Source organism: Xanthobacter sp. NM-59 (assembly GCF_021401125.1).
GTDB lineage: Bacteria > Pseudomonadota > Alphaproteobacteria > Rhizobiales > Xanthobacteraceae > Xanthobacter.
Genome location: NZ_JACBFQ010000017.1, coordinates 32,342 through 58,571 on the forward strand (window position 1 = coordinate 32,342; position 26,230 = coordinate 58,571).

22 protein-coding genes and 1 tRNA gene are annotated in these 26,230 nt (G+C 66.7%); 13 read left to right on the forward strand and 10 right to left on the reverse strand.

Going from position 1 to position 26,230, the window contains the following annotated elements:
• Positions 1 to 228: 228 nt before the first annotated feature.
• The 6 genes from ccoG to L0966_RS21365 all read left to right on the forward strand — a co-directional run bounded on the left by ccoG (position 229) and on the right by L0966_RS21365 (position 7,605).
• Positions 229 to 1,704: a cytochrome c oxidase accessory protein CcoG gene (ccoG, locus tag L0966_RS21340; protein WP_234054102.1), complete on the forward strand. Its 1,476-nt coding sequence runs from the start codon at positions 229 to 231 to the stop codon at positions 1,702 to 1,704.
• Positions 1,705 to 1,903: 199 nt separating this feature from the next.
• The gene (locus L0966_RS21345) at positions 1,904 to 2,410 is read left to right on the forward strand and encodes a FixH family protein (RefSeq protein ID WP_370640800.1); all 507 of its coding nucleotides are present in this window, start codon (positions 1,904 to 1,906) and stop codon (positions 2,408 to 2,410) included.
• 418 nt (positions 2,411 to 2,828) lie between these two features.
• Complete coding sequence (locus L0966_RS21350) at positions 2,829 to 5,036, forward strand: heavy metal translocating P-type ATPase (protein ID WP_234054107.1); 2,208 nt, start codon at positions 2,829 to 2,831, stop codon at positions 5,034 to 5,036.
• Entirely contained in the window at positions 5,033 to 5,182 is a 150-nt protein-coding gene (gene ccoS / locus L0966_RS21355) for a cbb3-type cytochrome oxidase assembly protein CcoS (protein ID WP_234054110.1), read from the forward strand. The genes L0966_RS21350 and ccoS overlap by 4 nt, the downstream gene beginning before the upstream one ends.
• The gene (locus tag L0966_RS21360; RefSeq protein WP_234054112.1) at positions 5,179 to 6,333 is read left to right on the forward strand and encodes a hypothetical protein; all 1,155 of its coding nucleotides are present in this window, start codon (positions 5,179 to 5,181) and stop codon (positions 6,331 to 6,333) included. The genes ccoS and L0966_RS21360 overlap by 4 nt, the downstream gene beginning before the upstream one ends.
• A gap of 513 nt (positions 6,334 to 6,846) precedes the next feature.
• Complete coding sequence (locus L0966_RS21365; protein WP_234054113.1) at positions 6,847 to 7,605, forward strand: SDR family oxidoreductase; 759 nt, start codon at positions 6,847 to 6,849, stop codon at positions 7,603 to 7,605.
• A gap of 62 nt (positions 7,606 to 7,667) precedes the next feature.
• Here L0966_RS21365 and L0966_RS21370 read toward each other — a convergent pair whose 3' ends face one another.
• The 3 genes from L0966_RS21370 to L0966_RS21380 all read right to left on the reverse strand — a co-directional run bounded on the left by L0966_RS21370 (position 7,668) and on the right by L0966_RS21380 (position 10,256).
• Positions 7,668 to 9,164: a TrkH family potassium uptake protein gene (locus tag L0966_RS21370; RefSeq protein WP_234054114.1), complete on the reverse strand. Its 1,497-nt coding sequence runs from the start codon at positions 9,162 to 9,164 to the stop codon at positions 7,668 to 7,670.
• Positions 9,165 to 9,288: 124 nt separating this feature from the next.
• Entirely contained in the window at positions 9,289 to 9,681 is a 393-nt protein-coding gene (gene apaG, locus L0966_RS21375) for a Co2+/Mg2+ efflux protein ApaG (protein ID WP_234054115.1), read from the reverse strand.
• Between the two features lie 230 nt (positions 9,682 to 9,911).
• A complete protein-coding gene (locus tag L0966_RS21380) occupies positions 9,912 to 10,256 on the reverse strand; it encodes a carboxymuconolactone decarboxylase family protein (RefSeq protein WP_234054116.1) in 345 nt (114 codons plus the stop codon).
• Between the two features lie 131 nt (positions 10,257 to 10,387).
• Here L0966_RS21380 and L0966_RS21385 point away from each other — a divergent pair, with 131 nt between their 5' ends.
• Positions 10,388 to 10,765 (forward strand): helix-turn-helix transcriptional regulator, encoded by a 378-nt coding sequence (locus L0966_RS21385; protein ID WP_234054119.1) that lies wholly within the window; start codon positions 10,388 to 10,390, stop codon positions 10,763 to 10,765.
• Between the two features lie 222 nt (positions 10,766 to 10,987).
• Here the strand turns inward: L0966_RS21385 and L0966_RS21390 are convergent, their stop codons facing one another.
• From L0966_RS21390 to L0966_RS21405, 4 genes are all read right to left on the reverse strand, one after another.
• Positions 10,988 to 12,928, reverse strand: a complete 1,941-nt coding sequence (locus tag L0966_RS21390) for an acyltransferase family protein (protein WP_234054120.1) — start codon at positions 12,926 to 12,928, stop codon at positions 10,988 to 10,990.
• Between the two features lie 346 nt (positions 12,929 to 13,274).
• Positions 13,275 to 14,093, reverse strand: a complete 819-nt coding sequence (locus tag L0966_RS21395) for an ABC transporter permease (protein WP_234054121.1) — start codon at positions 14,091 to 14,093, stop codon at positions 13,275 to 13,277.
• Entirely contained in the window at positions 14,090 to 15,007 is a 918-nt protein-coding gene (locus tag L0966_RS21400; protein ID WP_234054122.1) for an ABC transporter permease subunit, read from the reverse strand. The genes L0966_RS21395 and L0966_RS21400 overlap by 4 nt, the downstream gene beginning before the upstream one ends.
• Before the next feature lie 11 nt (positions 15,008 to 15,018).
• Entirely contained in the window at positions 15,019 to 16,185 is a 1,167-nt protein-coding gene (locus L0966_RS21405) for an ABC transporter ATP-binding protein (protein WP_234054123.1), read from the reverse strand.
• 355 nt (positions 16,186 to 16,540) lie between these two features.
• Here L0966_RS21405 and L0966_RS21410 point away from each other — a divergent pair.
• Positions 16,541 to 16,615, forward strand: a tRNA-Thr gene (locus tag L0966_RS21410).
• Between the two features lie 481 nt (positions 16,616 to 17,096).
• Here the strand turns inward: L0966_RS21410 and L0966_RS21415 are convergent.
• On the reverse strand, positions 17,097 to 18,776 hold the full coding sequence (locus tag L0966_RS21415) for a methyl-accepting chemotaxis protein (RefSeq protein WP_234054131.1): 1,680 nt from the start codon (positions 18,774 to 18,776) through the stop codon (positions 17,097 to 17,099).
• 420 nt (positions 18,777 to 19,196) lie between these two features.
• On the opposite strand from L0966_RS21415, the gene L0966_RS21420 reads away from it, so the two are divergent.
• From L0966_RS21420 to L0966_RS21430, 3 genes are all read left to right on the forward strand, one after another.
• The gene (locus tag L0966_RS21420; protein ID WP_234054134.1) at positions 19,197 to 20,867 is read left to right on the forward strand and encodes an FMN-binding glutamate synthase family protein; all 1,671 of its coding nucleotides are present in this window, start codon (positions 19,197 to 19,199) and stop codon (positions 20,865 to 20,867) included.
• A 361-nt stretch (positions 20,868 to 21,228) separates the two neighbouring features.
• Entirely contained in the window at positions 21,229 to 21,657 is a 429-nt protein-coding gene (locus L0966_RS21425; RefSeq protein WP_234054137.1) for an Hsp20 family protein, read from the forward strand.
• Positions 21,658 to 21,698: 41 nt separating this feature from the next.
• Positions 21,699 to 21,968 carry a DUF1150 domain-containing protein gene (locus tag L0966_RS21430; protein ID WP_234054149.1) on the forward strand — a complete coding sequence of 90 codons (270 nt, stop codon included), beginning with the start codon at positions 21,699 to 21,701 and terminating at the stop codon, positions 21,966 to 21,968.
• A 419-nt stretch (positions 21,969 to 22,387) separates the two neighbouring features.
• Here L0966_RS21430 and ptsN read toward each other — a convergent pair whose 3' ends face one another.
• A complete protein-coding gene (gene ptsN / locus L0966_RS21435; RefSeq protein WP_234054139.1) occupies positions 22,388 to 22,852 on the reverse strand; it encodes a PTS IIA-like nitrogen regulatory protein PtsN in 465 nt (154 codons plus the stop codon).
• A 71-nt stretch (positions 22,853 to 22,923) separates the two neighbouring features.
• On the reverse strand, positions 22,924 to 23,517 hold the full coding sequence (hpf, locus tag L0966_RS21440; RefSeq protein WP_234054141.1) for a ribosome hibernation-promoting factor, HPF/YfiA family: 594 nt from the start codon (positions 23,515 to 23,517) through the stop codon (positions 22,924 to 22,926).
• Between the two features lie 254 nt (positions 23,518 to 23,771).
• Here hpf and ribA point away from each other — a divergent pair, with 254 nt between their 5' ends.
• Both ribA and L0966_RS21450 read left to right on the forward strand, forming a co-directional pair.
• Complete coding sequence (gene ribA, locus L0966_RS21445) at positions 23,772 to 24,914, forward strand: GTP cyclohydrolase II RibA (RefSeq protein WP_370640799.1); 1,143 nt, start codon at positions 23,772 to 23,774, stop codon at positions 24,912 to 24,914.
• A gap of 114 nt (positions 24,915 to 25,028) precedes the next feature.
• Positions 25,029 to 25,787, forward strand: coding sequence for an SDR family oxidoreductase (locus L0966_RS21450; RefSeq protein WP_234054143.1), 759 nt, complete (start codon positions 25,029 to 25,031; stop codon positions 25,785 to 25,787).
• Positions 25,788 to 26,230 lie beyond the last annotated feature (443 nt).

Sequence of the window (26,230 nt, forward strand, 5' to 3'; positions counted from 1 at the left end):
AATGTCGGTGTGGCTTTTAGACCAACTGACATTGTTCTATATTCTAGAGCATGAATGTTTGAACGCTCCCAAAGGCGTGGCCGCCGTGGGGGCCGCGTCCTTCCCCGATCTGCAGACCGCCAGTGGCGGGCCCCGGGGGAGATGATCGGCGGGGGCATCCTCCGCGTCGCCCCGTGGTCTTGGACCTCATGGTCTTGGTCTTGGGGTCAAACTTCGGCGATCGAATAAATGACTGCCCTGACGAAGCCAGAAGCCAACTCGCAGGCGTCCAATCCCGGCCCCAATGTGGTCGGGCCGGATGACGATATCCCGCTGTACGAGAGTCGGAAGAAGATCTTTCCGCAGGCCGTGCACGGGCGCTACCGCACCATCAAGTGGGCGGTGCTGATTGTCTCGCTGGCCATCTATTATTTCCTGCCCTTCGTGCGGTGGGATCGCGGCGCCGATGCGCCCAACCAGGCAGTGCTGCTGGATCTGCCAGCGCGGCGCTTCTATTTCTTCTTTCTGGAGATCTGGCCGCAGGAATTCTACTACGTCGCTGGCCTCCTGATTCTCGCGGCGCTCGTGCTGTTCCTCATGAACGCACTCGCTGGCCGCGTGTGGTGTGGCTATATGTGCCCGCAGACCGTGTGGACCGACCTTTTCATGGCGGTCGAGCGCTTGGTGGAAGGCGATCGCCGGGAGCGGATCCGTCTCGATGCCGCCCCCTGGAACCTGGAAAAGATCGTCCGCCGCACGCTGACGCACTCCATCTGGCTTCTGATCGCCTGGTGGACCGGCGGCGCCTGGGTTCTCTACTTCGCCGATGCCCCCACCCTGGTGAAGGAGCTGGTGACCTTCCAGGCGCCCATGGTGGCCTATATCTCCATCGGCATCCTGACCTTCACCACCTATGCGCTTGCGGGCCACATGCGGGAGCAGGTGTGCACCTACATGTGTCCCTGGCCCCGCATCCAGGCGGCGCTGACGGACGAATACGCCCTTAACGTCACCTATTGCTTCGACCGCGGCGAGCCGCGTGCTTCCGTTAAGAAGGCTGCGGCCGCGCGCGCGGCGGGCCAGCCGGCGGGTGACTGCATCGATTGCGGCCAGTGCGTCAATGTCTGCCCGACGGGCGTGGACATTCGTCAGGGCTCGCAGCTGGCCTGCATTCAGTGCGGCCTCTGCATCGACGCCTGCAACACGGTCATGAAGAAGATCGACCGGCCCGGCGAGCTCATCACCTATGAGAGCGAGGCGAACATGGAGGCGCGGCTTGCGGGCAAGCCGTTCGTTCAGCGCCTCATCCGCCCGCGGACACTGCTTTATGTGGCGCTGATCGGTGCGGTGTGCGCGCTCATGCTCACCACGCTGGTCAACCGGGCCACCGAGGGTGTGTCCGCCCTGCATGACCGCAATCCGCTGTTCGTGCGGCTCTCCGATGGTTCGGTGCGCAACGCTTACACGCTGCGGCTGACCAACAAGCAGCTCCAGGACCGCACCTTCGCGCTGTCCATCTCCGGCGTGCCCGGTGGACGCCTCGATGTGGTGGGCGATCAGGCTGGCGCCCTGACCATCGGCCCCGACCAGACCCGCGAGTTGCGCGTGCTGGTGACGACCCAGGACAAGCTGCCGGCCGCTGCCTCACTTCCGCTCACTTTCCAGATACGGGATGTGGCGACGGGGCGTGAGGCGTCGGTCACCGACCACTTCATCGGCCCCTAGGGAAGCGCGAGACAGCTGGCAGCCAGGCGGGAGCAAGAGCATCCGCCCGGTCTCCGGCGCATCAATTGGAGCAGGCTTGCCTGCGCCATCGAAGCTCGCGACTTGATGCCTTCCAGCCCCGGCGCTCCCCTCGGAGCATCGGGGTTCGGGATCAGAGCAAGTGGCCGCATCGCGGCCGGGAGCGGGTGAGGAGCGATCGATGGTGGCAGCGGAACGTGGGCAGAGGCCCCCGCGGCGAATCACCGGCACCATGGTGCTGCTGGGGCTTTTGGCCTTTTTCGCTGTCGTCATGACCGTCAACGTCATTATGGCGCGTTACGCCGTCAGCACCTTTGCCGGGCTTGAAACCGAGAGCTCATACAAAGCGGGCCTCACCTTCAGCAAGGAATCGAGCGCCGCGGATGCGCAGGAAGCCCGCCACTGGTCAGTGGACGTGGATCTGGAAACGCCCGCAGGCACGGCCAGGACCGTCGACCTCAAGGTGATGGACGCCAGCGGCACGCCGCTGACCAATCTCGTCGCGGATGGCCGTTTCGCACACCCCACCGACGCCCGGCGGGACGTGGTGCTCGATCTGGTCCCCCTCGGCGGCGGGCGCTACGAGGCCAAAACCGACGCCGGGCCGGGCCAATGGGACCTGGTGATTGATTTCTCGCAAGGCGGGGAGCGGCTGTTCCGGTCCAAGAATCGGGTGCAGCTTCCGTAAGCGGCATCGTTGCGCGCGAACCTGCCTTATGCGGGGAAACGGGTGCGGCGCCGAGGCTGCGGGATGGTCGCTTCCGGTGGAGGGCCATCTCTGCCTGGAGTACGATGGCGCTGCCGGTTCGTTGCGCCGGATGGGCCGTCGTACTCACTTCTATTTGAGGCCTGGGCGGATTCTCGCGCCGCGGCTTGCGGTGCGGCGGCCAAGCTGCGATGCAGAGGCGGCCGGCGAGGGGGCAAAACGTGTCGCAACCCTGCGCGCGGCCTGCCGCCACATTGTCCCGCAGGGCGTTTAGCTGGAAGGCAGGGCTCGGCCGCAGCGGTCGGCTGGCGAAGTTTTGGCCGTTCAGGCAACGCGCAGCGCGAAGGCCCCGAGGGGTGCCACAAGGTGCGCGAGAACGCAGGCAGGTGCCGGGTGGGTCATGGCTGAGGCTGTTGATTATTCCATCTTCGTGGCGAAGGGCGATGACGGTCTCTCGCAGATGAGCCTCGCCATCGACGGTATCGACTGCGCGGCCTGCATCTCCGACATTGAAAATGGCGTGCAGTCGCTTCCCGGCGTGGTGCGCGCGCGGCTCAATTATTCCACCCACCGTCTTTCCGTGGCCTGGGGCGCGCAGGCGAGCGCGTCCGATGTGGTGGCCAAGCTGGAGCAACTGGGCTACCGCGCCCACCCCTTCGCCGGCCGGGTGGAGGAGGAGGAGGCGCGCCGCGCCCAATGGCTGCTGCGCTGCCTGGGTGTGGCCGGCTTCGCCATGATGAACATCATGCTGCTGTCCATCTCCGTATGGTCCGGCAACGTCACGGATATCACGCCCGAGACGCGCGACTTTTTCCACTGGCTCTCGGCGCTCATTGCCCTTCCTGCAGCGGCCTATGCGGGCCAGCCCTTCTTCCAGAGCGCGCTGCGCGCCATCCGGTCCGGCAAGCTCAACATGGACGTGCCCATCACCATCGGCGTCACGCTGGCGCTGGGCATGAGCGTGTTTGAAACCGCCATGAGCCGGCCCGATGCCTATTTCGACAGCGCCATCATGCTGCTGTTCTTCCTGCTGGCCGGCCGTTACCTGGACCACGAGGCGCGCCGGCGCACCCGCGCCGTGGCGGGCAATGTGGCGGCGCTGCGGGGCGAAATGGCACACCGGCTCGATGCGGAGGGCAATCCCGTGCTGGTGCCGGTGCAGGCCCTTCAGCCGGGGGATATGTTGCTGGTGGCGCCCGGTGAGCGCGTGGGCGCTGACGGGGTGGTCGCTTCCGGCCGCTCCAGTGTCGATGAAAGCCTGGTGACGGGCGAAACCCTGCCGCGCGAGCTCGCGGCCGGTGCCGTTGTCTATGCCGGCAGCCTCAATGGCGATGGCGCCTTGCATGTGCGCGTGACCGCGGGTGGCCAGAACACCCTGGTGGACGATGTGCAGCGGCTGCTTGACGGCGCCCTGGCGGCACGCGGCGCCTATGTGCGGCTGGCCGATCGCGTGGCGCGGCTCTATGCGCCGGTCGTGCATCTCACGGCGCTGGTCTCGATGGTGGGCTGGCTGATCGCCGGTGCGGATCTGCATTTCGCGGTGATGATCGCGGTGGCGGTGCTCATCATCACCTGCCCCTGCGCGCTGGCGCTCGCGGTTCCGGCGGTACAGGTGACGGCCACCGGGCGCCTGTTCCGCGCCGGCCTCCTCATCAATGCGGGCGACCTTCTGGAGCGCCTCGCGTCAGTCGACACCGTCGTGTTCGACAAGACGGGCACCCTCACGCTGCCCGAGCCGGCCTTGCGTTTACCCAAGGGGGCGGAACCGGTCCTGGTGGGGCTCGCGGGGCGGCTTGCCTTGTCCAGCCGCCATCCCCTTTCCCATGCCGTGGCGGCCCACGCGAATGGCGGTGCGCTCGCCGATGTGGTCGAGGTGCCCGGCCAGGGCGTGCGCGCCATGGTGGACGGTGTCGAGCTGCGCCTCGGCAGCCTCGTTTTCTGTCGCGCCGAGGCCCCCCACGATCTCGAACCGGATGTGTCCCTCATCGCCTTCAGGGCGGGGGAGAAGGTGCTCGTGATCGGCGTGCAGCAGGCACTGCGGCCCGATGCCGCGGAGGTGGTGGCCGCGCTCCGGGCGCGAAAACTCGACATCCGCATTCTTTCCGGCGATCGGGCTGAAGCCGTGGCGCCGGTGGCTGCGGCCCTGGGCATCACCGAGGTCGGCGCCGGCCTGAAGCCTGCCGACAAGATTGCGGCCCTGGACGCCCTGAAGGCGCAGGGCCACCGGGTTTTGATGGTGGGCGACGGGCTCAATGATGCGCCGGCCCTGGCGGCCGCTACGGTTTCCCTTTCGCCAGCCACCGGCGCGGCGGTGACGCAGGCCCACGCCGATGCGGTCTTCCTGGGGCGGCGTCTGGCCCCGGTGCGGGCGGTTGTGGATGGGGCGCGTATCGCCTCTCGGCTGATGCGGCAGAATCTCGGCATTGCCGTCATCTACAACCTCGTTGCCGTGCCGCTCGCCATTTGCGGAGTGGTTACGCCGCTGGTGGCGGCGCTGGCCATGTCCGGCTCGTCCATTCTCGTCACCGTCAATGCCTTGCGCGCGGCGCGGCCCGGGCGCAAGGATGAGGCCCTCGACGCGACCCAGCTCAAGGAGGCCGTCGCATGAACGTCCTCATCTATCTCATCCCGATCGCTCTGTTCCTGGGCCTTCTGGGGCTCGCCGGCTTTTTGTGGAGCCTCAAGAGCGGCCAGTTCGAGGATCTCGACGGCGCCGCCGTACGCATCCTCAATGACGATGATCTGAAGACATGAGGCCCCAGGCACAGGCTTCTGAGCCCCGGGCGGGCATGCTGGTCTGCGTGTGCGATCCGCAGTTCGATCCGCCGGCCAACGATAATGGCCCGAAGGCCATTCCCACCCTTGGGCTGGCGCTGGGCTTCGCCTTCGCCGTGCTGGCGCAGACCGTGGCCTCCGCCGCGCTGCCGCTGGCGGGGGCGATGCTGGCGCCGCCCATGGCCTCGCCGATTCCCTGGCTCACCACCTCTCCGCTTGCCACCTGGCCGTTTGCCGCCATGCTGCTCGGGGCCGCGCTCGCGTCGTTCCCGGCCTCGTTCCTGCGGGATGCGTTCGGGCGGCGTACGGGCTTTGCCCTCGGCGCTTCGCTGGGGCTGGCGGGTGGCGCGCTGCTCGTGGCGGCACTGTTGCAGCGTCAGTTCGCCTGGGCCTGCCTGGGGGCCCTTTGGCTCGGCATGGCGCAGGGCTTTTCCTTCTTTTATCGGCATGAGGCTGCCGCCGCGAGCGGTCGGCCGGCGGCAGCGACGGCGGGCGTGCTCGCGGGCGGCGTGCTGGCGGCCCTGGCGGGACCGACGCTGGCCGGCTTCGCGGAGAGCCTGGCCGCCCCCTATTTCCTCGTGGGTGCGGCGGGGCTTGCCGCTCTGGCCCATGCGTTGTCCCTGGGCGTCGCGGTGACTCTTGCGCCCGATCCACCGCCGGTGTTCCGGCCGAAATCGGTCGCGCCGCTGGCGGCCGTTGTGGGGCCGACCCTGCTCGGTGCGCTCGCCTGGTTCGGCATGAGCGCCGTGATGTCGGGGGCGCCTCTGGCCCTGATGGGTTGCGGCATCGGCGAGGCGGCGGTGTTCGGCTTCATCGCTCTGCACGTGGCCGCCATGTATGCCCCGGCGGTGCCGCTGGCGTTGGTGGGTGACCGCGTGTCTCCGGTGTTGCTGGCGATGGCCGGCCTTGCGCTGGTGGCGGTTGCGGTGCCGCTTCAGTTGTCCGGCTCGGCGGAAGGAATCACTGCGGCCCTGCTGGCCGTGGGCGCGGGCTGGTCTGTGGCCACGGTGGGCTGCACGGCATGGCTCTATCGGGCGGGGCGACCCGGGCGGCTTGCGCTAGCAGTGCACGATGGATCCCTGTTCTCCTGCGCCATTCTGGGCGCTTTGGCGGGCGGCTTCTTGTTCTAAGTGAAGCCCTCGCCCCTGCGCCCCTTGCCGCATTCGCTCCCGACCTGTCGGCCGGAGGATGGCGGCGCACGGGCGCGGCGTGTGGGCGGCTCGATCGGGGGGGGGACGACCGGGGCGGCTTGCGCTGCCCGTGCACGATGTGACGCTGTTTTCCTGTGCAGTTCGGAGGGTGGCCGGCGGCTTCCTGTTCCAAGAGAAGCTTTCGCGTTTCCGATCCTTGCCGCGTTCGTTGCCGACCGGTCGGCCGGTTGGTGGCGGCGCGCGGCACAGAGCGCCGCTGGCTCAATCGGGCGGGACGACCGGTGCGGCTTGCGCTGCCCGTGCACGATGTGACGCTGTTTTCCTGTGCAGTTCGGAGGGTGGCCGGCGGCTTCCTGTTCTGTGCGATCTTCGCGGCTGCACTCCTTGCCGCGGTTGCTCGCGCAAATCCGGCGGGAGGATGACGGGGCGGTCGGCGGCGTGTAGGAGCGGACAGAGGCCTGCGCCGGCGGGCTGCACTGCGCGGAGGTGCCCATGTCCCATCCCTCCTTTTCCCTCAGCGGCTCCACCGCGCTCGTGACCGGGTCGGTCGCGGGGCTCGGCTTCGAGATCGCGGCCGCGCTGGCGCGGGCAGGGGCCCATGTGCTGGTGAATGGGCGTGATCGCGACCGGCTCGCGGTCGCCGTCACCGCGATCATTCGCCAGGGCGGGCACGCCGAGCCGCTGGTGCTCGACGTGTTCGACGAGGCGGCGGTGAGCGCGGCCATCGCTGGGCTGGGGCCCGTCCATATCCTGGTGAACAACGCCGGCGCGCGGGACCGGCGCGGCTTTCTCGACATGGAACAGTCGGACTTTCGCCGGCTGGTGGAACTGGACCTGATGGCGCCGGCCCACATCACGCGCGAGGTCGCGAAGGGCATGGTCGCGCGCGGCGCGGGCGGACGCATCATCAACATCACGTCCATCGCCGGACCGCTGTCACGGGCGGGGGATGCGGCCTATACGGCGGCCAAGGGGGGGCTTGAGGCCCTCACGCGCGCATTGGCGGCGGATCTGGGGCCCCATGGCATCACGGTGAACGCCATCGCCCCAGGCTATTTCCTCACCGAGCCCAATGCCGAGCTGGGCCGCGACCGGGCGGTGTGCGAATGGCTTTCGCGCCGCACCGCCCTTGGGCGCTGGGGGAAGCCGGAGGAGGTGGCGGGCGCAGCGGTGTTCCTGGCCTCGCCGGCGGCGTCCTACGTGACGGGCCACGTGCTGGCGGTGGATGGGGGCTATCTCGCCCATTTCTGAAGGGCAGTTCGCCGGGGCGCGTTGGCGCGCGTCCCCGCATGTGAGCCGGGATCGACTGCGTGCTAGCGCACCCAGAAGCGCGGCAGCAGCAGCACCAGGGCGGTGATGATCTCCAGGCGCCCCAGCATCATGGTGAGGGTGAGCAGCCAGATGGCGCCGTCGGGCAGGCTGGCGAAGTTGCTGGATGGCCCGACCACCGGACCGAGGCCGGGGCCCACATTGGCGAGGCACGCGATCGCCGCCGAGAAGGCGGTGGTGAGGTCGAGCCCCATGAGATTGAGCGCCACGCCCACCAGCAGGAAGGTGAAGAAGTAGAGAAAGACGAAGCCGAGCACCGAGGCCACCACATCGTCCGCGACCGGGGCGCCGCCATAGCGCAGGGGAAAGACGCCATGGCGGAAGGCGATGCGCTTGAAGTGCTGGCGGATGGCCTTGCCGGTGATGGCCACGCGCATGGCCTTGAGCCCGCCGGACGTGGAACCGGTGCAGCCCCCGAGGAACATGAGCACGAAGAAGATCGTGTTCGAGAGCGCGCCCCAGTTGGAATAATCCACCGTCATGAAGCCGGTGGTGGAGATGATGGACGCGACGGTGAACAGGGCGCCGCGAAAGGCGGTTTCACCAGTGGCGATGCCCTGGAGGGTCTGCTGCAGGAAGGACGCGGCCGTGAACAGCGCCACGATGGTGAAGAACACCCGCACTTCGGAATTGGTGAACAGCCGCCGGACATCGCCGCTCAGCGCGCGCACGTAGAGGGGGAAGGGCAGGGCGGCGGCCAGCATGAACACAATGGCCACATAGTCGACCACCGGGTTCTTGAATACCATCATCGAATAGTCGGAATTGGCGAAGCCGCCGCTCGACAGGGTGGACATGGCAAGGGTGACGGAATCGAACAGATTCAGCCCCGCTGCCCGGTAGCAGATGGCGCACACGGCGGTGAGCAGCACGTAGGCGACGATGAGGCCCTTGGCGATGGCCTCCGCGCGCGGCAGGAATTTCTCCGATTTGTCGGAGGATTCCGTGCGGAAGAGCTGCATGCCGCCGATGGAGAGCACCGGCAGCACGGCGATGGCGATGCCGATGATGCCGATGCCGCCGAACCAGTGCAGCAGCGCCCGCCACAGCAGGATGCCGCGGGGCTGCGCATCGAGCCCGGACATCACGCTGGCCCCGGTGGTGGTGAGGCCACTCATGGCCTCGAACACCGCCTTGGTGAAGGTGAGCTGGGAGGCGCCCCACATCAGCGGCAGGGCGGCGAAGATGGTGAGGACGACCCACACGCTGGTGGTGAGCAGGAAGGCCTGGCGAAGATCCAGCTTCTGCGTGCCGGTGGTGCGGCCCGAGGTCCACAGCAGCACGCCCACGAAGATGGTGATGGCGGCGGAGCCGACGAAGGCGCCCCGGCTGGTGGTGCCGGAGGCGAAATCGACCGCGGCCGGCAGCAGCATGCTGGCGCCGAGAATGGCCAGCAGGATGCCGAGGGTCGCCGCCACCGGGCGCAGATTGAGAACGGAGAGGGCCTGGGCCTCCACCGTCGGAATACGCGCCGCGTGCATGTGGCCCCCGCCTAGAGCGTCTTCGCGCGAAGAAGGCGCATCAACTCAATAAACTAGTGCATTTCCCCAGTTTTGCGAAACAGGGAAATGCTTCAGCTGCGCGCCGGGTCGGGCCCGCCGGTCTTCAGTTCAGAACGCGCCGGGCGTCGGGCACGTCCAGGGAGAAGGCCGGAACCTCGATGGAGAAGGTCTCGCCGCTCTCGGTCTGCATGTCATAGCTGCCGCGCATGATGCCGGTGGCGGTGTTGAGCGGCACGCCGCTCGTATATTCGAACCGGCCGCCGGGCGGAAGCAGGGGCTCCTCGCCCACCACGCCGGCACCGTGCACTTCCTCCACCTGCCCGTGGGCGTCGGTGATGACCCAGTGGCGCGCCTTCAGCTGCACGGTCTCGGAACCGAGATTGGCGACTTCAATCGTGTAGGCCCAAAAATAGCGGCTGTGTTCGGGCTCGGACCGTTCGGCCACGTAGCGCGGTGTCGCGGTGACCTGGATCTGCCGTGTAATGGCGCGGTACATTCCCGCTTCGCTCCCCTCAAGGCGGGGGTGGCCCCCCGCAGCCAAAAATGAATTCGCGATCTGCCTCGCGGACATAAGAACGCGCGCAGCATATCGCGCGCCGCCGCCATGTGCACGCCTCTCGTGAGTGGCAGCCGGATGCCGGCACGGATGCGAATCGAAGGGGAAAACGAGAAGGGGCCGCTGAGGCGGCCCCTTGCAGAGCTTCACGGCGGCTGCCGCGGGGCCGATCAGGCGGCGCTGAACTGGTCGTAGGCGCGCAGGGCGTCGGCGGCATACATGAGGGCCGGGCCGCCGCCCATATAGACGCACATGGACAGCATCTCAGACACCTCGGCGCGGGTCGCGCCCAGCTCCTTCAGGGCCTTGGCATGGAAGCCGATGCAGCCGTCGCAGCGCTGGGTGACGCCAATGGCGAGCGCGATCAGCTCCTTGGTCTTCTTGTCCAGCACGCCGTCGGCGCTGGCGGCCTTGGCCATGCTGTAGAAGCCCGCCATGGCATCCGGCACTTCCTTCCGCAGCTCGCCCGTATAGCGCGAGATGTCGGCGATCAGCTCCTTGTAATCCTTGCTCATTGGCAACCCCTGACATATGATGAAGTCCTAATATCAGCTCATCATGATATGTCAATCGCGGCCATATGCTGTATGGGTGTTGCGAGGCCGGGGCCGGAGCGAAGAGCACAAGGGTGCAAGGGCGAAGCGGGATGAGCGAGGTCGACCAGACCGAAATCGAGGGGGTCGCGGGCGGCGAAAGCGGGCGCGCGTTTGCCGACGACCGCTCGGAGGCGGCGGCGCAGTTTCTCAGCGGGCTCGCCAATCCCCGCCGGCTCCGCATTCTCTGCCAGCTCTCATCCGGCGAGAAGAGTGTCTCCGAGCTCTCGGAGGCCACCGGCATTTCACAGACGTCCATGTCCCAGCATCTGTCGAAGCTGAAGAGCGAGGGGATCGTCTCCTTCCGCCGCGAGCATCGGCATCTGTATTATTACATCTGCAATCCGGTCGTGACCGACGTCATGGCCGCGATCTACACCAACTTCTGCGCACTCGCGGCGGACGAGGAGCGGCCCGGCGCCGCGTCCTGACCGCGCGGGAGGCGGTCGCGCTGAGGCGCGGCGGGTGCGGGGCCTCCTCGCGCCCCGGGGCCCGCCGGTGTCGGGCCGCGCCCCTTTCTCACGCAAAGACCGTGCGCGCGGGCCGCAGGCCTGCACCATGGGCAATAAGCAGCACCCCGTGGGGGCAAGCCCCGGTGCGTGACGCTGATCGGCCTTGATATCCCCCAAAGAGCGCGGCGAAGGACGCCGGGCTCAGTGGGATTTGATGGCCGGCAGGAGGCTTTCCACCGCCTTGTCGATGTCATCCCGCAGGACCATGGAGCCGGCCACGTTGAGATGGCCGCCATCGGCCATCACCACCTTGCCATTGAGCACCGGGCTGCACTGGTCGCCGTCGCAGAAGTGTTCGCGGGGGATCACGACGCGCACCAGCGGGTTGCCTTCCGCCATGCGGGCAAGCGCCTGTTCGGTGGGGATGACGTGTTGCGCCCACTTCTTGGCGTCGATGCCGCAGTGCTCGGGGCTGTTGCCCAGGAAGCTTTGCTGGATCACGCAGCGTCCGCCGCCGGTCATGAAGGCCACGGGCGGCGCGATCAGCACCACCGCCCGCCCGGTGGCGGTGAACTCCTTCACCGCGGCGGCAAGGGAGGCGAGGGTTTCCTCAGGGTCGTGCGCCGCGCGCCAGTTGCCGCCGAGCACCACCAGTTTGATCTCCGGATTGTCGAAGATCGCCTTGAGAGAGCGCTCGCGGAACGCGTTGCACACCTTCTCATCCCGGGTCCTGGCCTTGTCGTCGGGCAGCCGCGAGAAGCAGCCCGAGCGCGTCATCTGGACCAGGCCGAAGCCGAGGTCGCGCGCCACGTCATCAACGGCCGGGGCATGGTGGTTGGCGAAGGAGTCACCCCAAAGCGCCATGAGCGGGGCATGCGGATCGGTGGAGCCGAACCGGCAGGTCTCGTCGGAAACGGGGACGTCACGGCCGTTCGAGCCGAGCAGGCAGGCGTCCGTGCCCTTCCACAGGGTCTTGGTCTGCCGCTCCACTTCCTCGGCCACGGCCGATGAGCGGCTGGGCAGGCCGTGGGTCCACTTCAGAATGGATCCCACGCCGATCAGGATGAGGAGGGCACACACGCCAATGCCGATGCTGCGCATCTCGGAGCGGAACGAGGAGAAGGCGGAACGCCGGAAGGGCGCCTCCACGAACCGCCACGACAGGAACGAGAGGAGCAGCATCGCGGCGATCGCCGCCACCAGCATGAGGGTGGAGGGTTCCCGCCCGGTCACGAGCCAGAGGAACACCAGGATCGGCCAGTGCCAGAGATAGAGCGAATAGGAGATCAGCCCCACCCACACCAAGGGGGTGATGGACAGCAGGCGGCCGGCCCATGTCACCCGTCCCTGCTCACCCGCCCACAGGATGAAGAGCGCGCCGAGGGTGGGGATGAGGGCCATGGCGCCGGGGAAGGTGGTTTGCCGCGTGAAGAATGCGGAGGCGCCCAGGATCATCAGCACGCCAGCCGCCGCCAGGACTTCCGCGATGATCGGACGGCGGATGCGCGGCAGCAGGCCGAGCGCGAGCGTGGCCCCCAGCAGCAGTTCCCAGATGCGCCCCGAGAGATTGAAATAGGCCCGGTTGGGCTCAAGGATCGCATTACGCGTTGAATCGTAAAGCGAAAAGGCCATGAGGCCGAAGATGAGGTAGGGCCGCAGGCGCTTCAGACGCGGATGGGTGAACGCCGCCAGCAGCAGCGGCCAGAAGAGATAGAACTGCTCTTCGATGGAGAGCGACCACATGTGCAGCAGTGGCTGCTCATGGGCATCCGGCCCGAAATAAAAGACCGTGGAGCGGAAGTAGTCATTGGCGAAAAAGACCGAGGCTGCCCGCAGCTGCTCTCCATACCGGGCAAGCACCGCCGGCGGCAGGATGATCAGCGCCGCCACCGTGGTGACCACCGCGACCAGCACGTAAGCGGGCAGGATGCGCCGCACGCGCCGGTCATAGAAACGCGTCAGGCTGAAGCCCTCTTTGTCGAGGTCCGATGCGATGATGGTGGTGATGAGGTAGCCGGAGATGACGAAAAAAACGTCGACACCCACGAAGCCGCCCGGCACCGCCGTGAAACCCGCATGGAACAGAACGACAGGAAGCACCGCCAGCGCGCGAAGGCCGCTGATATCCGCCCGATATCGCATAAACCAGGTCCGCTCCGTGGACCCGTTCCCCGCTCCGCCTCCTACCAGAGGAACGCACGAGAATGTCCAGGGTCCCTAGAGCGCCCTCCGCTCGCACCAGCTTACGGATAACGCTCTAATGTATTGAGTTGACGCGTCTTCTTCGCGCGAACCGGCATCGACTTCGCGCGAAAACGCTCCATAATCCTTGCCGCGGAGGAGGCATTCGCCCTGACGCCGAGGCCCACAGGCGCGGTCCCCTCGAGGCCCGCTCGCGTGTGCTGTCGGAGTTAGGTCAACAGCCCTTGCCGGTCAAGCCGCAGCCTTGCGGGGGATGGGGCCGCGCGCCGGGGCGCGGCCCGGATGCTCAGCCTTGAAGGGCCGCGCGCTCCTCCGCCTGCCGCAGGTTTTCCGCCCGCTTGGTGACGATGGAGGCGACGATGACCACCACCGTCACGATGGCGATGAGGATGGTGCAGACCGCGTTGATTTCCGGCGTCACGCCCAGCCGCACCTGGGAATAGATGCGCATGGGCAGGGTGGTGGCCCCCGGGCCCGTGGTGAAGCTCGCGATCACGAGATCATCCAGGGACAGGGTGAAGGCCAGCATGAAGCCCGACACCACCGCCGGCAGGATCAGCGGCAAGGTGATGGTGAAGAAGGTTTTGAACGGCGGGCAACCCAGATCGAGGGCCGCTTCTTCCAGCGCACGGTCGAAGGTGACGAGGCGCGATTGCACCACCACCGCCACGAAGCACATGGTGAAGGTGATGTGGGCCAGCAGCACGGTCCAGAAGCCGCGGTCAAAATTCACCGCCACGAACAGCAGCAGCAGCGACAGGCCAGTGATGACTTCCGGCATGACCAGCGGCGCATAGATCATCCCGGAGAACAGGCTGCGCCCCCAAAAGCGCCCATAGCGGGTGAGGGCCAGAGCCGCCATGGTGCCGAGCACCGTCGCCACCAGCGATGAGAAGAAGGCGATGCGCAACGTGACCCACGCGGCATCGATCAGCTGGTCGTTCTCCAGCAGCGCCCAATACCACTGGGTGGAAAAGCCCGCCCACACCGTGACAAGGCGTGACGCGTTGAAGGAATAGATGACCAGGATGAGGATCGGGATGTAGAGGAACGCGAAGCCCAGGGCGATGGACGTCACGTTGAACCAGGTGAGGCCCTTTCTCATTTTCCGGCCTCCAGTTCACGCTGCTGCACGTTCTGATAGATCACGATGGGCACCACCAGCACCAAGAGCAGCAGCACCGCCACCGCCGAGGACACGGTCCAGGAGCGGTTCACGGTGAACTCGGTCCACAGCGACTTGCCGATCATCAGCGTGTTGGAGCCGCCCAGCAGATCGGGGATCACGAACTCGCCCACCGCCGGAATGAAGCAGAGCAGGGCGCCCGCCGCCACACCGGGCAAGGAGAGCGGGAAGGTGATGGTCCAGAACGCCTTGGTGGGCGGGCAGCCGAGGTCCGCCGCCGCCTCCAGCAGGGTCAGGTCCAGCTTCTCCAGCGCGGAATAGAGCGGCAGCACCATGAAGGGCAGGTAGGAATAGACGATGCCGATATACACGGCGATGTCGGTGTTCAGGAGCTCCAGCGGCTCGTTGATGATGCCGAGCGCCATCAGTCCCTGGTTCAGCAGCCCTTCCGGCGAGAGGATGCCGATCCACGCATAGACGCGGATCAGGAACGAGGTCCAGAAGGGCAGGATCACCAGCATCAGCAGCGTGGGCTGCATGGAGCGCGGTGCCCGCGCCATGCCATAGGCGATGGGGTAGCCCACCAGCAGCAGCAGCACCGTGGAAATGGACGCGATGATGAGGGAGGAGCCGTAGGCCTGGATGAACTCGTTCGAGAAGTCCAGCACATAGGCGTAATTGTCGAAGGAGAGCTGGGACAGGTAATCCGTGAAGCCGGCCCAGCCGTCCGAGAGATCCAGCAGCGGCGTATAGGGCGGCTGCGCGATCGCGTCCTGCGACAGCGAGATCTTGAACACGATGAGGAAGGGCGCCAGGAACAGCGCCACCAGCCACAAATAGGGAACCGCGAGGACCAGATACCGGCCGCGCCCCTTTTCTCCCGCCATGGCCATGAGCGCCTCCTTCAGCGGGTGAGCATGACGCCGGCATGGGGCGCGAACGTCACCCACACCTTGTCGTCCCAGGTGATGGGCCGCTGCACCACGCGCGAGAGATTGGGCTGGGACACCTTGATGCGCTGCCCGCACTCCAGCTCCACATGGTAGATGGAGAGGTCGCCCAGATAGCCAATGTCCCAGATCTCACCGCGGAAGCAGTTTTCCGAGGTGTCGGCCGGCTCGTCGAGGGAGATGCGTAGCTTCTCCGGGCGGATCGCGATGCAGGCTTCCTCGCCCGGCTTGAGGCCCAGGCTTTGGCTCACGCGCAGGGGATGGGGCGTGATGGGGGAGGAGAGGCGCGTCTCGTCGCCGGAGGCGGAGATCACCTTGCCTTCCACGAGGTTCACCTCACCGATGAAGTCCGCCACATAACGGGTGGCCGGCTGCTCGTAGATCACGGCCGGCGGGGCCACCTGCATCAGCACGCCGTGATTCATCACTGCGATGCGGTCGGCCACCGTCATGGCCTCTTCCTGGTCGTGTGTGACGATGAGGAAGGTCATGCCCAGGTCCATTTGCAGGTCCATGAGCTCGAACTGGGTTTCCTCGCGCAATTTCTTGTCGAGCGCGCCCAGGGGCTCGTCCAGCAGCAGCACCTTGGGCCGCTTGGCCAGGGAGCGGGCCAGGGCGACGCGCTGGCGCTGGCCGCCGGAAAGCTGGTGCGGCTTCCTCTTAGCGAACTTCTCCAGCTTGGTGAGCTTGAGCATCTCCTCCACGCGGGCGGCGATGTCGGCCTTGGGCATCTTGTCCTGCTTCAGGCCGAAGGCGATGTTGTCCAGCACGTTCATGTGGGGGAACAGCGCGTAGGACTGGAACATCATGTTCACCGGCCGCCGATAGGGCGGAATGCCGGAAATGTCCTCGCCGGCCAGGGTGAGCCGGCCCTCGGTTGGCTCCTCGAAGCCGGCCAGCATGCGCATCAGCGTGGTCTTGCCGCAGCCGGAGGGGCCGAGCAGGGCGAAGAACTCCCGCTCGTAAATGTCGAGGCTGACATTGTCGACGGCGGTGAAATCGCCGAATCGCTTCACCACGTTCTCGAAGCGAATGAGCGGCTTTTTGTCGGGATCGGCCCAGGGCTGGAATGTCCGCCGGACGGCACCGATGGTTTGATTGCGCGGTTTTTCCGCAGCCATTGAGTCCCCCGCACTGGCCTTGCTGAGAGAAGGCTATAGAGGGAACTCGCAACGCTCAAGACGTGTGCACGCGCAAAAAAGAAGCGTGCCCCGCGCAATGGCGGGGCAAAACGCCCTCCTTTTGGCCCTTCCTCCGGCGAAGCGGCTTTCAGATGAGGCGCGGCGGAGCGGGCGAGGGGGCCTGCTGCGTGACCTGTTCATAACTCCGCCTCTGGAGGGGGTGAATGAAAAAGGTGTCGCCAACACCCTTGCACTCCCCGAATCCATGTGGCAGATGAAGCCGCCTGACGGCGAGCAATGCTTCGCCGGCGTTCGAGGCGGGGATGATTTTTCCCTCCCCTCCCTTGGACGAGATGCTGCGGTAGCTCAGTGGTAGAGCACTCCCTTGGTAAGGGAGAGGTCGAGAGTTCAATCCTCTCTCGCAGCACCAGCTTTCAGATCAATCAAATCTCATGTGCTCGCGCCGACGTGTCTTGGCGCGCGGTGTTAGGTGCGGTTGGGGCTCTTCAGCGGTTCGCGCAGGAGGGCGCGTCGTGCGCGCAGGGGCTTGGGAATAGGCGCAGTGGCCTTCCGGGAGGGGCGTGCCGTTCATGCGTGAATCGGCTGCCATTTCACTCCGGGGCGCTTCACGTTGAAACGCTTGGTGAGGCTGCGTGGTCGACGATGCGCGCTTCCGGTGACGGCGTCGCGCCGGAGCGGGGGCGTGTCGGTGTGGGGCTGAGGCTTGGTTCTGCCGCCGCCTTGGCTGGTGGCCGGTTCGACGAATGCCCCGCTGGCGGTGGCCGCGGGGCCGTTACGGTTCATGCCCGCGCCGGCTTGCCGCAGACGTGACCGCGCGCCGCTGTATCAGATGCGCGCGGCGCTGAGCGCTGCCGGTGGGCTGCTCAGCGCCGCGCGCTTGAGGCGTGCCCTCAGGCGGCCGCGAAATCGGCGACGAAGGTGTCGACCACCTGGCGCAGTTCCCGGGCCTGACCCGACAGGCCCGATGACAGCGCCATCAACTGGGACGAGGCCGCCCCCGTCATGCCCGCCGCCTGGCCGACGCCGGAAATGCTCTCCATCACCTGATGGGTGCCGCTGGCGGCCCGCTGGCAGTTGTGGGCGATTTCCGCCGTGGCCGCGCTCTGCTCCTCCACGGCGCCGGAAATGGCCGAGGCAATCTCCTTGATGGAGCTGATCACACGCGCGATGCCGCCCATGGACTGCACCGAGCTTTCAGTGGCCTTCTGGATTTCCGCCACCTGCTCGGCGATGCCCTCGGTGGCCTTGGCGGTCTGCTGGGCCAGCTGCTTGACCTCCTCGGCCACCACCGCGAAGCCCTTGCCCGCCTCGCCGGCCCGCGCCGCCTCGATGGTGGCGTTGAGGGCGAGAAGGTTGGTCTGGTCGGCGATGGACTTGATGAGGTTGATGACGTCGCCGATGGCGGAGGCGGCAGCCGCGAGCTCGGAAATGCGGGCGTTGGAGGTCTGGGCCTCCACATAAGCGGAGTCCGCGATCTGCACCGAATGGGCGACCTGGCTGCTGATCTCGCGGATAGAGGCCGCCATCTCCTCGGCCGAGGCGGCGACGGTCTGGACATTGGCCGATGCCTCATCGGCGGCGCCGGAGACCACATGGGCCTGTTGCGACGTCTGCTCGGCGGTGGCGGAGAGGTTGCGGGCGGCATCTGCCACCTCGCCCGAGGAGCCCGCGAAATTGCCCGCAAGCTGCTGCATCCGCTCCACAAAGGTGCCGGCCAGGGACTCGCGGCGGGCGAGGATCTCGCGTTCAGAGGCCTCGCGCGCCTTCTGCTCTTCCTTCAGCCGCTCGCCCTCCCGCATGCGGTCGCGCATGTAGATGACAGCCTTGCCGATGGCCCCGAATTCGTCGGTGCGCTCTGCCGTGGCGATCTCCATGCCGAGGTTGCCGTCGCCGATGGCGTGCAGCTCGGAAGAGAGATGCTCCATGGGCCGCATGATCGAGCGGTAGAGGAAGAATGCGACGATGGCCAGTACAGCGAGAACCACCGCGATGACGATGACGAGCCGGACCACCTGCGCATAAAATTCGTTTTCGATGTCGTCGATATAGACGCCGGCGGAAACAACCCAGTTCCAGGGCTTGAACATGAGATTGTAGGAAATCTTCTCGAGCGAGGTCGAGTCGCTTCCGGCCTTTGGTGCGTAATAGCTGGTGAAGCCGCCGCCAGCCTTGGCGCTGGCCAGCTGCATCTGCACGAACAGGTTGCCGTGGGAGTCGCGGTCCTGGCTCCGGTCGCGGCCCTCCACCTCGGGTCGCGCGCCGTGAAACACGGAAACACCCTCGCCGTCATTGACGAAGAGGTAGTTATTTCCGTCGAACCGCGTCCGGTGGATGATGTCGCCGGCCAGCCGCTTGGCCTCCGCCTCGGTGATGAGGCCCTTCTGCGCGGCCGCGTGAAGGCCCTGGATTTGCGTGTACGCCGCCTCGACGATCTGGCTCACGCCGGCTTTGCGCTCGTGCAGCATGCTGTCCTTGAGCGCGGACAGGAAGACGGCGCTGATCGCGACCAGGCCGATGATGAACGCCCCAAAGAGAAGAAGAAGTCGCGACCGGATCGAGAATGAGAACATAGCGTGCCCCCAACTTATTGGTGTTCCTTTAACGGGAACCCTTAATCAGAAGTGCCGGAGTTGCGCTTCTGAATCCCCTTCCAGAGATACATTTGCTGCTCCGAAATGGAAGCGTTTCCCTCGTCTTGTTTGGGGACGAGGGATGGATACACGCCTGGGCAAATCTCGCGCTGAGATGCACTGCGCGATTGTCCCCCGGCAGACTGCAAATCCGTGACGTCGGGCGGCAAAACAGGGCACGGCTTTCGCGCCCTTTGCGCGGGGTGTCCACCCGCCCATGAGCGGCTCGCCTTTGGCGCAGCCCTGCGCGCTGCCGGGTGTGGATGGGAAGGGGGACAGGCCAGGGGCGGCCGGGAAGCGGGGTCGCATTCGCCTGAAAATGCTCTAGCTTGGCGCTTGTCCAAACGGGAGACCGCCATCATGACGGGCAATACCACCCCAAGCGCATGGTTGACGCCAGGGACCAAGAAGCTGCTGAGCCGCTACAGCGTCTTCATCGCCGTCACGCTCGGGGCCGTGATCAGCGTGATCTTGTCGTTCACGTCCCACCAATGGTGGCTGATCGTCTTCTGCGTGCTGTTTCCGCTGGTGCTGCTCGGCGTGTTCGACGTGACCCAGCCGGACCATTCGCTGCTGCGCAATTATCCGGTCATCGGCTCCATGCGCTGGCTGTTCGAGGCCATCCGGCCCTATCTGCGCCAGTATCTGATGGAGGACGACCTTTCCGAGAAGCCCTACAATCGTGACGAGCGTTCCCTGGTCTATGCTCGCTCCAAGAACGAGGAGGACCGCCAGCCCTTCGGCACCGAGCTCGATACCTATGCCGCCGAGTATGAATGGATGACCCATTCCCTCGCGCCGACCCCCGTCAGCAAGGAGCCGTTCCGGGTGATGGTGGGGGGCGCGGATTGCAGCCGGCCTTATTCCACCTCGGTGCTCAACGTGTCGGCCATGAGTTTCGGTTCGCTCGGCGGCAATGCCATCGAGGCGCTGAATCTGGGCGCCAAGCGGGGCGGCTTCTATCACGATACCGGCGAGGGCAGCCTTTCCAAGTACCATCGCATCCATGGTGGCGACATCGTGTGGGAGATCGCGTCCGGCTATTTCGGCTGCCGCAATCCCGATGGCACCTTCTCCGCCGAGCGGTTCCGGGAGCGGGCCGCCGACGATCAGGTGAAGATGATCGAAATCAAGCTCTCGCAGGGCGCCAAACCCGGCCATGGCGGCATGCTGCCCGGCGCCAAGGTGACGCCCGAGATCGCCGAGGCCCGGGGCATTCCCGTGGGCAAGGATTGTATCTCCCCGGCCCGCCATTCCGCCTTTTCCACGCCCGCCGAAATGATGGAGTTCGTCGGCCGGCTGCGGGAATTGTCCGGCGGCAAGCCGGTGGGCCTCAAGCTGTGCGTCGGCCATCCCACCGAGGTCTTCGCCATGGTGAAGGCCATGCTGAAGACCGGCATCCACCCGGACTTCATCGTCGTGGACGGCTCGGAGGGCGGCACCGGCGCCGCGCCGCACGAGCTGGCGGACCATGTGGGCATGCCGCTGCGCGAGGGGCTCATCATCGTGCGCAATGCGCTGGTGGGCACCGGGCTTCGCTCGCAGGTGCGGCTTGCCGCATCGGGCAAGGTGACGTCCGGCTTCTCCATGGCGGCGAACATGGCCATCGGCGCCGACTGGTGCAACGCGGCCCGCGCCTTCATGTTCTCCCTCGGCTGCGTGATGAGCATGCGCTGCCACACCGGCGAGTGCCCCACCGGCGTCACCACCAATGACCCGCACCTGCAGCGCGGCCTCGTGGTGGACGAGAAGGCGGAGCGGGTGCGCAACTTCCAGCAGCACACGGTGGCCGCCTTGGCCGAGCTGGTGGCGGCCGCCGGCCTTTCCCATCCCAGCGAGCTCGTGCCCAGCCACATCTGGCACCGGGTGAGCCCCAACGAGGTCAAGCGCCTCGACCGCATCTATCCTTTCCTGCCGGCCGACATCCTCCTGTCGGCGCCGGATTCGACCCACTATGCGGGGGATTGGGCGGCGGCGGACCCGGACAGCTTCAGCCCCCGCCTCGCCGTGGGTCCGCGGCGGGTGGCCTAGGCACCGCCCTGCGCCCCGGCCGGCTCAAGCCGCTGGGGCGCACGGAGCAGCCCCCTAGTCTGAACCGCGTGGCTGATCCCTGCCGGGGCCTCCTCCGGGAGTGCTCCGGCATGTGTCGGCGAGGGCCTGTGGCATCTCCGACACGGGGCGGAGACCTGTCCTCGCAGTCGCTTCCCCCGCTGCGGTCGGGGTTGCCCGCTCGGTTCCTTCGGCGCGGCGGCTGGCGTCTTGCGCGGGGGCAAGGTGCGCACCATATCCCCATCGTCGGGATGCCGTTGAGGGTCCCGGTGGGCGCGGCCGGATAGGTGCGCGTCCGGCAAGCCAGATTGCTTGACCAAGTCGCTTGATGAGGACTTGAGGCATGTCGCGAGTGTCTTCGTTGTCGAGCCCATTTCTCTTGGGTTTCGACGAGGTCGAGCGGGTGCTCGACCGGGTGACCAAGAGCGCCGACGGGTATCCTCCCTACAATGTGGAGAGGATCGAAGCGGCGGCGGGGGAGCCGCTCTGCCTGCGAATCACGCTGGCGGTGGCGGGGTTTGCCGCCGATGAGATCGAGATCACCCTCGAAGAGAAGGAGCTGACCATCCGCGGCCGGCAGCTGGATGACGGGCAAGACCGCGTCTTCCTGCACCGGGGTATCGCGGCGCGGCAGTTCCAGCGCACCTTTGTCCTTGCGGAAGGCATGAACGTGCTCGGCGCTGAGCTGCGCAACGGCCTGCTTTCCGTGGACCTGATCCGCCCCGAGCCGGAGCGGCAGGTCAAGCGGATCGATATCGTCTCGCGGCCCTGAGGGCGTGGAACGGTGGCGTGCCAGAGTGAGGAGTTGAAATGATGATTGCGAATTCGGCACACGGGACGACCCCTGAAGCGATGACGCCGGAAGCCCTGGCAGGCCTGGGTGGCGGCGAGATAGCCTATGTCCGGACCATCCGCTCGGAGGACGTGAAGGCCCTCTTCCCGCAGGCGCCCCAGATCGCGCCGGGAATGACCCTGTTCACCCTTCATGCGGCGGACGGCACGCCCATTATGCTGACGGACAGCCGCGAGGCGGCGCTGGCCAATGCCATGGAGCATGAGCTGGTCACCGTGAGCGTGCACTGAGCCAGGGGCGACGTGCACTGAGACAAGACCAATCGGGAACGCCGCGCGCAAAGCGCGGCGGACCTCTGTGACATTGCCGGGCGAAGCTGCGCCTTTGCGCGCGTTGCGGAGCCGCGCCGCTGGCGCCGAGGGTGTGCCCTGACGTCGGCCACGCTCGCCTGATCTGCAAGCGTAGCCTGACCGGAACGCGGCTGGCGGGACAGCCACCGCGCGGGGCAGCGGCCAAGGCCTTCACAAGAAATCGCGCCTGCGGCCCTGCGCTCGCAAGTCCTTTGCCATCTGTATCCGCGACGGTGATTCGCCGGGGATGGAGGGGTTTGGCTGGGAGTTCGCGTGCGGACGCCGACGGGTGGCGCTGCCCCCGTCATGTCGCCCTGCGAGCGCTGGCTTGGCTCAGAGGTGCTCTGGCCTCGAGCCGCTCAGGCGGCGTTCGAGGCGGAGGTGGCGGTCAGCAGATTGTACATCAGCGTTGCGTCGCGGGTGGCGCGCAGCTTTTCCACCACATCCGGGTCCCGCAGCATGCGGGCGACGCGGGCGAGCGCCTTCAGGTGGTCCGCCCCTGCCGCCTCGGGTGCGAGCAGGAGAAAGACGAGATCCACCGGCTCGCCGTCCAGCGATTCGAAATCGATGGGTTTTTCGAGCCGCGCGAACAGGCCCACCAGCTTGTCGAGATTCGGCAGCTTGCCATGGGGAATGGCGATGCCATTGCCCACGCCGGTTGAGCCGAGACGCTCCCTCTGCAGGAGCGTCTCGAAGATTTCCCGCTGGTCCCGGTCCACCAGCTGGCTCGCCTGCTGGGCAAGCTCCTGGAGCACCTGCTTCTTGCTGCTCGCCCGCAACATCGGGAAAACCGCGTTCGGTACGAGGAGATCGGCAAGGGGCATAGATCGGTTCCCTGCGGCTTAGGCCCGGACTTCAAGAAGGCGCGGACGCTAATCTCAAGCCGGGTTGAGGGTCAATGGACTTCCTCGGCGGAAGCGTCGATCCACCCGACATGGCCATCCGGCCGACGGTATACCACACTGACGCGCCCGTGGCCTCCGTGACGGAAGACAACCACCGGAGCACCGGTAATGTCCAGCTCCACCACCGCATCGGCCACCGACATGGTGCGCAGGCGGGTGACCTGCTCGGCCACCACGGTGGGGCTCCAGGCGTCGAGCTCCTCCTCGGTTTCCGATTCGGGCACGGCGCTCAGGACATAGCTTTGCGCCTTGGAGTTTTCGTCCGCGACCGAGGCGGCGGACAAGCGATCCTTCAGCCGCATCTTGCGCTGCTTGTAGCGCCGCAGGCGCTTCTCCAGCTTTTCCACAGCGGAGTCAGCGCAGGCATTGGCCTCCTGCGCGTTGCCCTGGGCCTGGATGTTCACGCCCGAATCAAGATGCAGCAAGCATTCCGAGCGATAGCCGGACCCTTCCGGAGACACCGTCACGTGCCCCGACCATCCGCCGTCGAAATATTTTGCGATAACTTCGGAGACACGCTCAGTGAGCCGGGCCCGAAGGGCCTCTCCGACGTCCATGTTCTTTCCCGACACGCGTAGGGCCATGCGATTTGATCCTCTTTGAGCGGGCCTTCTCGAGACGGGCCCGCTCTGTTTTACAAACCGGCCGGCTTAACAGGAGTAGGTGTCGTTTGCCGGCGTGTCAACGGAGGGGAAGGTTACGCTTCCGGGGCTGGGGATCGCGCGCCGCCCACCTTCCCCAGCGTGCCGCCCGCGACGCCGGGCAGCCGCGCGCGTCGCGCCCTTGTGCGCGGCCTGAAGGCTCGCCATTTCTGGTGTGGGAACAAAAGGGTGGCCGGGTGGCCGGATTGTGGGGGTGCATGGTGTTCGCGGCGGATCAATTCGGCGTGGTGGGCGGCGCGGAGGTCGCGGTTGAGCGCGCCATCGCCGAGTTGCGCGCCGGCCGCCCGGTGCGGATCATGGCCGGCGCGGGCTCCGATGAGGCGGTGCTGCTGCTCGGGGCCGAAGCGTTGGATGCGCATCTGGCCGAGGCGTTCGCCCGGGTGGGCGGGACATTGCGCCTGGTGCTGCCCGCCCCGCGGCTGGAAAAGCTCGGCCGGCCGGCCGCCACGGCCGGGCGCATCCTCCTCTCGCTGCCGGCGGTTCCACAGGTGGCCGCGTTTGCGCTGGACGTGGAGGCGCGCCTGCCGCCGGGCGTCGCCGTTCAGCCTGCCCGAGACCTTGATGTTGCCGGGCTCGATCTGCTGGGGCTGGCCTTGGTGCTGCCTGCGGCCGTGGTCGCCGATGTCGCGCCCGAGGCGGCGCCGGGCCTGCTGAAGGTGGAGAAGGCCGACATCGCCGCCTATCGCAAGGCGCAGGTGGCCAAGCTTCGCGTGGTGGGCCGCGCGCGGGTGCCGCTGGAGGGGGCGCCGGAGACGGAATTCGTGGTGTTTCGCGGCGGCGAGGGGCTGCGCGACCAGGTGGCGATCATCGTGGGCCGTCCGGACCTTTCGGGGCCTGTGCCGGTGCGCCTGCATTCGGCCTGCCTGACCGGTGATCTGTTCGGCTCACTGAAATGTGACTGCGGCGACCAGCTCCGTGACACGGCCCGCCTGATGGCGGAGGGGGACGGCGGCATTTTGCTCTATCTGGACCAGGAGGGGCGGGGCAACGGCATCGCTAACAAGATGCGCGCCTATCATCTCCAGTCCGAAGGCTACGACACGTTCGACGCCGACGCGGCGCTGGGTTTCGGGCTCGATCAGCGACGCTTCGATTTCGCGGGCGAGATGCTGCGGCAGCTGGGCGTGCGGCGGGTGCGGCTTATCACCAACAATCCTCAGAAGATCGCGGCACTTGCTGCGGCGGGCATCGAGGTGGCGGGCGACGAGCGGGTGCTGGGGCGGCCCACGGCCGAAAATGCCGGCTATCTGGCGGCCAAGCGGGAGCGCGCCGGCCATCTCATTGATCTTGAGGCGCTCGCGCAGCGGGCAGGGGCGTGAGGGTGCAATTTCCTGCGGTCTGGCGGTGCTCTTCTGTGTCATTCTGAGGGCTCGGTCAGGGCCCGGACCCGCCCCTTGAGAATGGCGGGCCGGCGGACTGGGGAGGATGCGCCGATGAGTCCAACTGCCAACAGGAAGGTTGCCATCGTCACCGGGGCCGGATCGGGCATCGGGCGGGCGGTGGCGGTGGCGCTTGCGGCGGCCGGCTACGGGGTCGCCATTGCCGGCCGGCATGGGGAAACGCTGGCGGAGACGGCCGATGCCATGGGCTCGCCCCACACCATCACCGTGCCCACCGATGTGACCGATCCTGCGCAGGTGGCGGGTCTGTTCGCCGCGGTCCGCGACAAGTTCGGCCGGCTCGATCTCCTGTTCAACAATGCGGGCATCGGCGCTCCGCCGGTGGAGCTGGAGGAACTGACCCTCAGCCAGTGGCGGGCGGTGGTGGACACCAACCTCACCGGCCCCTTCCTGTGCACGCAGGAGGCGTTCCGGCTGATGAAGGCGCAGAATCCGCGCGGCGGGCGCATCATCAATAACGGCTCCATCTCCTCGGAGGTGCCGCGGCCCCATTCTGCGCCCTACACCGCCACCAAGCACGCCATCACCGGCCTCACCCGCTCCACCTCGCTGGATGGGCGGGCCTTCGACATCGCCTGCGGGCAGATCGATATCGGCAATGCCGACACCGACATGGCAGGGCCCATGCGGGCGGGCATTCTGCAGGCGGATGGATCGGTGAAGGTCGAGCCGGTGATGGACGTGGCCCATGTGGCGAGTGCCGTGCTCTACATGGCGAGCCTTCCCCTCGACGCCAATGTGCAGTTCATGACCGTGATGGCCACCAAGATGCCCTTCATCGGTCGGGGCTGAGGGGCGGGGTCGTCTCCACTCCAGGAGATACGGTTTGCCGGAGGCTTGTTCCCTCTCCGCTTGCGGGGGAGGGGCAAGACGGCCTCGGCCACGCCGCCTGAGCCAAAATCGCCTCGGCGGCGCCGCAGCTGGAAATTGAAGACTTCTGTGATTTTCAGGGCGTTGGCCTTTTGCCTGGCGGCCGGGGCTTACCTTTCCAACGTGGTGCCCCTCTCCCGCTTGCGGGGGAGGTTGAGGGAGGGCCGGGAACGCCTCAGTGGCGCAGAGACGGGAGATTCAAGACTTGTGAGATTTTCGAGGCGCTGCCCTTCGCCTCGCGACCGGGAGAGGAGCCGCGCTATGAGGCGTGTGGCGGTAGTGGGGTATAGCGGCGCCGCATGTGCTGAATGTCGATCGGCCCTAACACTACTTTGGCAGAATCAGATTGGCGGTCTCCAGATGGC

Coding starts and splice junctions, on each gene's coding strand:
- ccoG (WP_234054102.1), top strand. CDS start 229: ATGACTGCCCTGACGAAGCCAGAAGCCAACTCGCAGGCGTCCAATCCC.
- L0966_RS21345 (WP_370640800.1), top strand. CDS start 1,904: ATGGTGGCAGCGGAACGTGGGCAGAGGCCCCCGCGGCGAATCACCGGC.
- L0966_RS21350 (WP_234054107.1), top strand. CDS start 2,829: ATGGCTGAGGCTGTTGATTATTCCATCTTCGTGGCGAAGGGCGATGAC.
- ccoS (WP_234054110.1), top strand. CDS start 5,033: ATGAACGTCCTCATCTATCTCATCCCGATCGCTCTGTTCCTGGGCCTT.
- L0966_RS21360 (WP_234054112.1), top strand. CDS start 5,179: ATGAGGCCCCAGGCACAGGCTTCTGAGCCCCGGGCGGGCATGCTGGTC.
- L0966_RS21365 (WP_234054113.1), top strand. CDS start 6,847: ATGTCCCATCCCTCCTTTTCCCTCAGCGGCTCCACCGCGCTCGTGACC.
- L0966_RS21370 (WP_234054114.1), bottom strand. CDS start 9,164: ATGCACGCGGCGCGTATTCCGACGGTGGAGGCCCAGGCCCTCTCCGTT.
- apaG (WP_234054115.1), bottom strand. CDS start 9,681: ATGTACCGCGCCATTACACGGCAGATCCAGGTCACCGCGACACCGCGC.
- L0966_RS21380 (WP_234054116.1), bottom strand. CDS start 10,256: ATGAGCAAGGATTACAAGGAGCTGATCGCCGACATCTCGCGCTATACG.
- L0966_RS21385 (WP_234054119.1), top strand. CDS start 10,388: ATGAGCGAGGTCGACCAGACCGAAATCGAGGGGGTCGCGGGCGGCGAA.
- L0966_RS21390 (WP_234054120.1), bottom strand. CDS start 12,928: ATGCGATATCGGGCGGATATCAGCGGCCTTCGCGCGCTGGCGGTGCTT.
- L0966_RS21395 (WP_234054121.1), bottom strand. CDS start 14,093: ATGAGAAAGGGCCTCACCTGGTTCAACGTGACGTCCATCGCCCTGGGC.
- L0966_RS21400 (WP_234054122.1), bottom strand. CDS start 15,007: ATGGCCATGGCGGGAGAAAAGGGGCGCGGCCGGTATCTGGTCCTCGCG.
- L0966_RS21405 (WP_234054123.1), bottom strand. CDS start 16,185: ATGGCTGCGGAAAAACCGCGCAATCAAACCATCGGTGCCGTCCGGCGG.
- L0966_RS21415 (WP_234054131.1), bottom strand. CDS start 18,776: ATGTTCTCATTCTCGATCCGGTCGCGACTTCTTCTTCTCTTTGGGGCG.
- L0966_RS21420 (WP_234054134.1), top strand. CDS start 19,197: ATGACGGGCAATACCACCCCAAGCGCATGGTTGACGCCAGGGACCAAG.
- L0966_RS21425 (WP_234054137.1), top strand. CDS start 21,229: ATGTCGCGAGTGTCTTCGTTGTCGAGCCCATTTCTCTTGGGTTTCGAC.
- L0966_RS21430 (WP_234054149.1), top strand. CDS start 21,699: ATGATTGCGAATTCGGCACACGGGACGACCCCTGAAGCGATGACGCCG.
- ptsN (WP_234054139.1), bottom strand. CDS start 22,852: ATGCCCCTTGCCGATCTCCTCGTACCGAACGCGGTTTTCCCGATGTTG.
- hpf (WP_234054141.1), bottom strand. CDS start 23,517: ATGGCCCTACGCGTGTCGGGAAAGAACATGGACGTCGGAGAGGCCCTT.
- L0966_RS21450 (WP_234054143.1), top strand. CDS start 25,029: ATGAGTCCAACTGCCAACAGGAAGGTTGCCATCGTCACCGGGGCCGGA.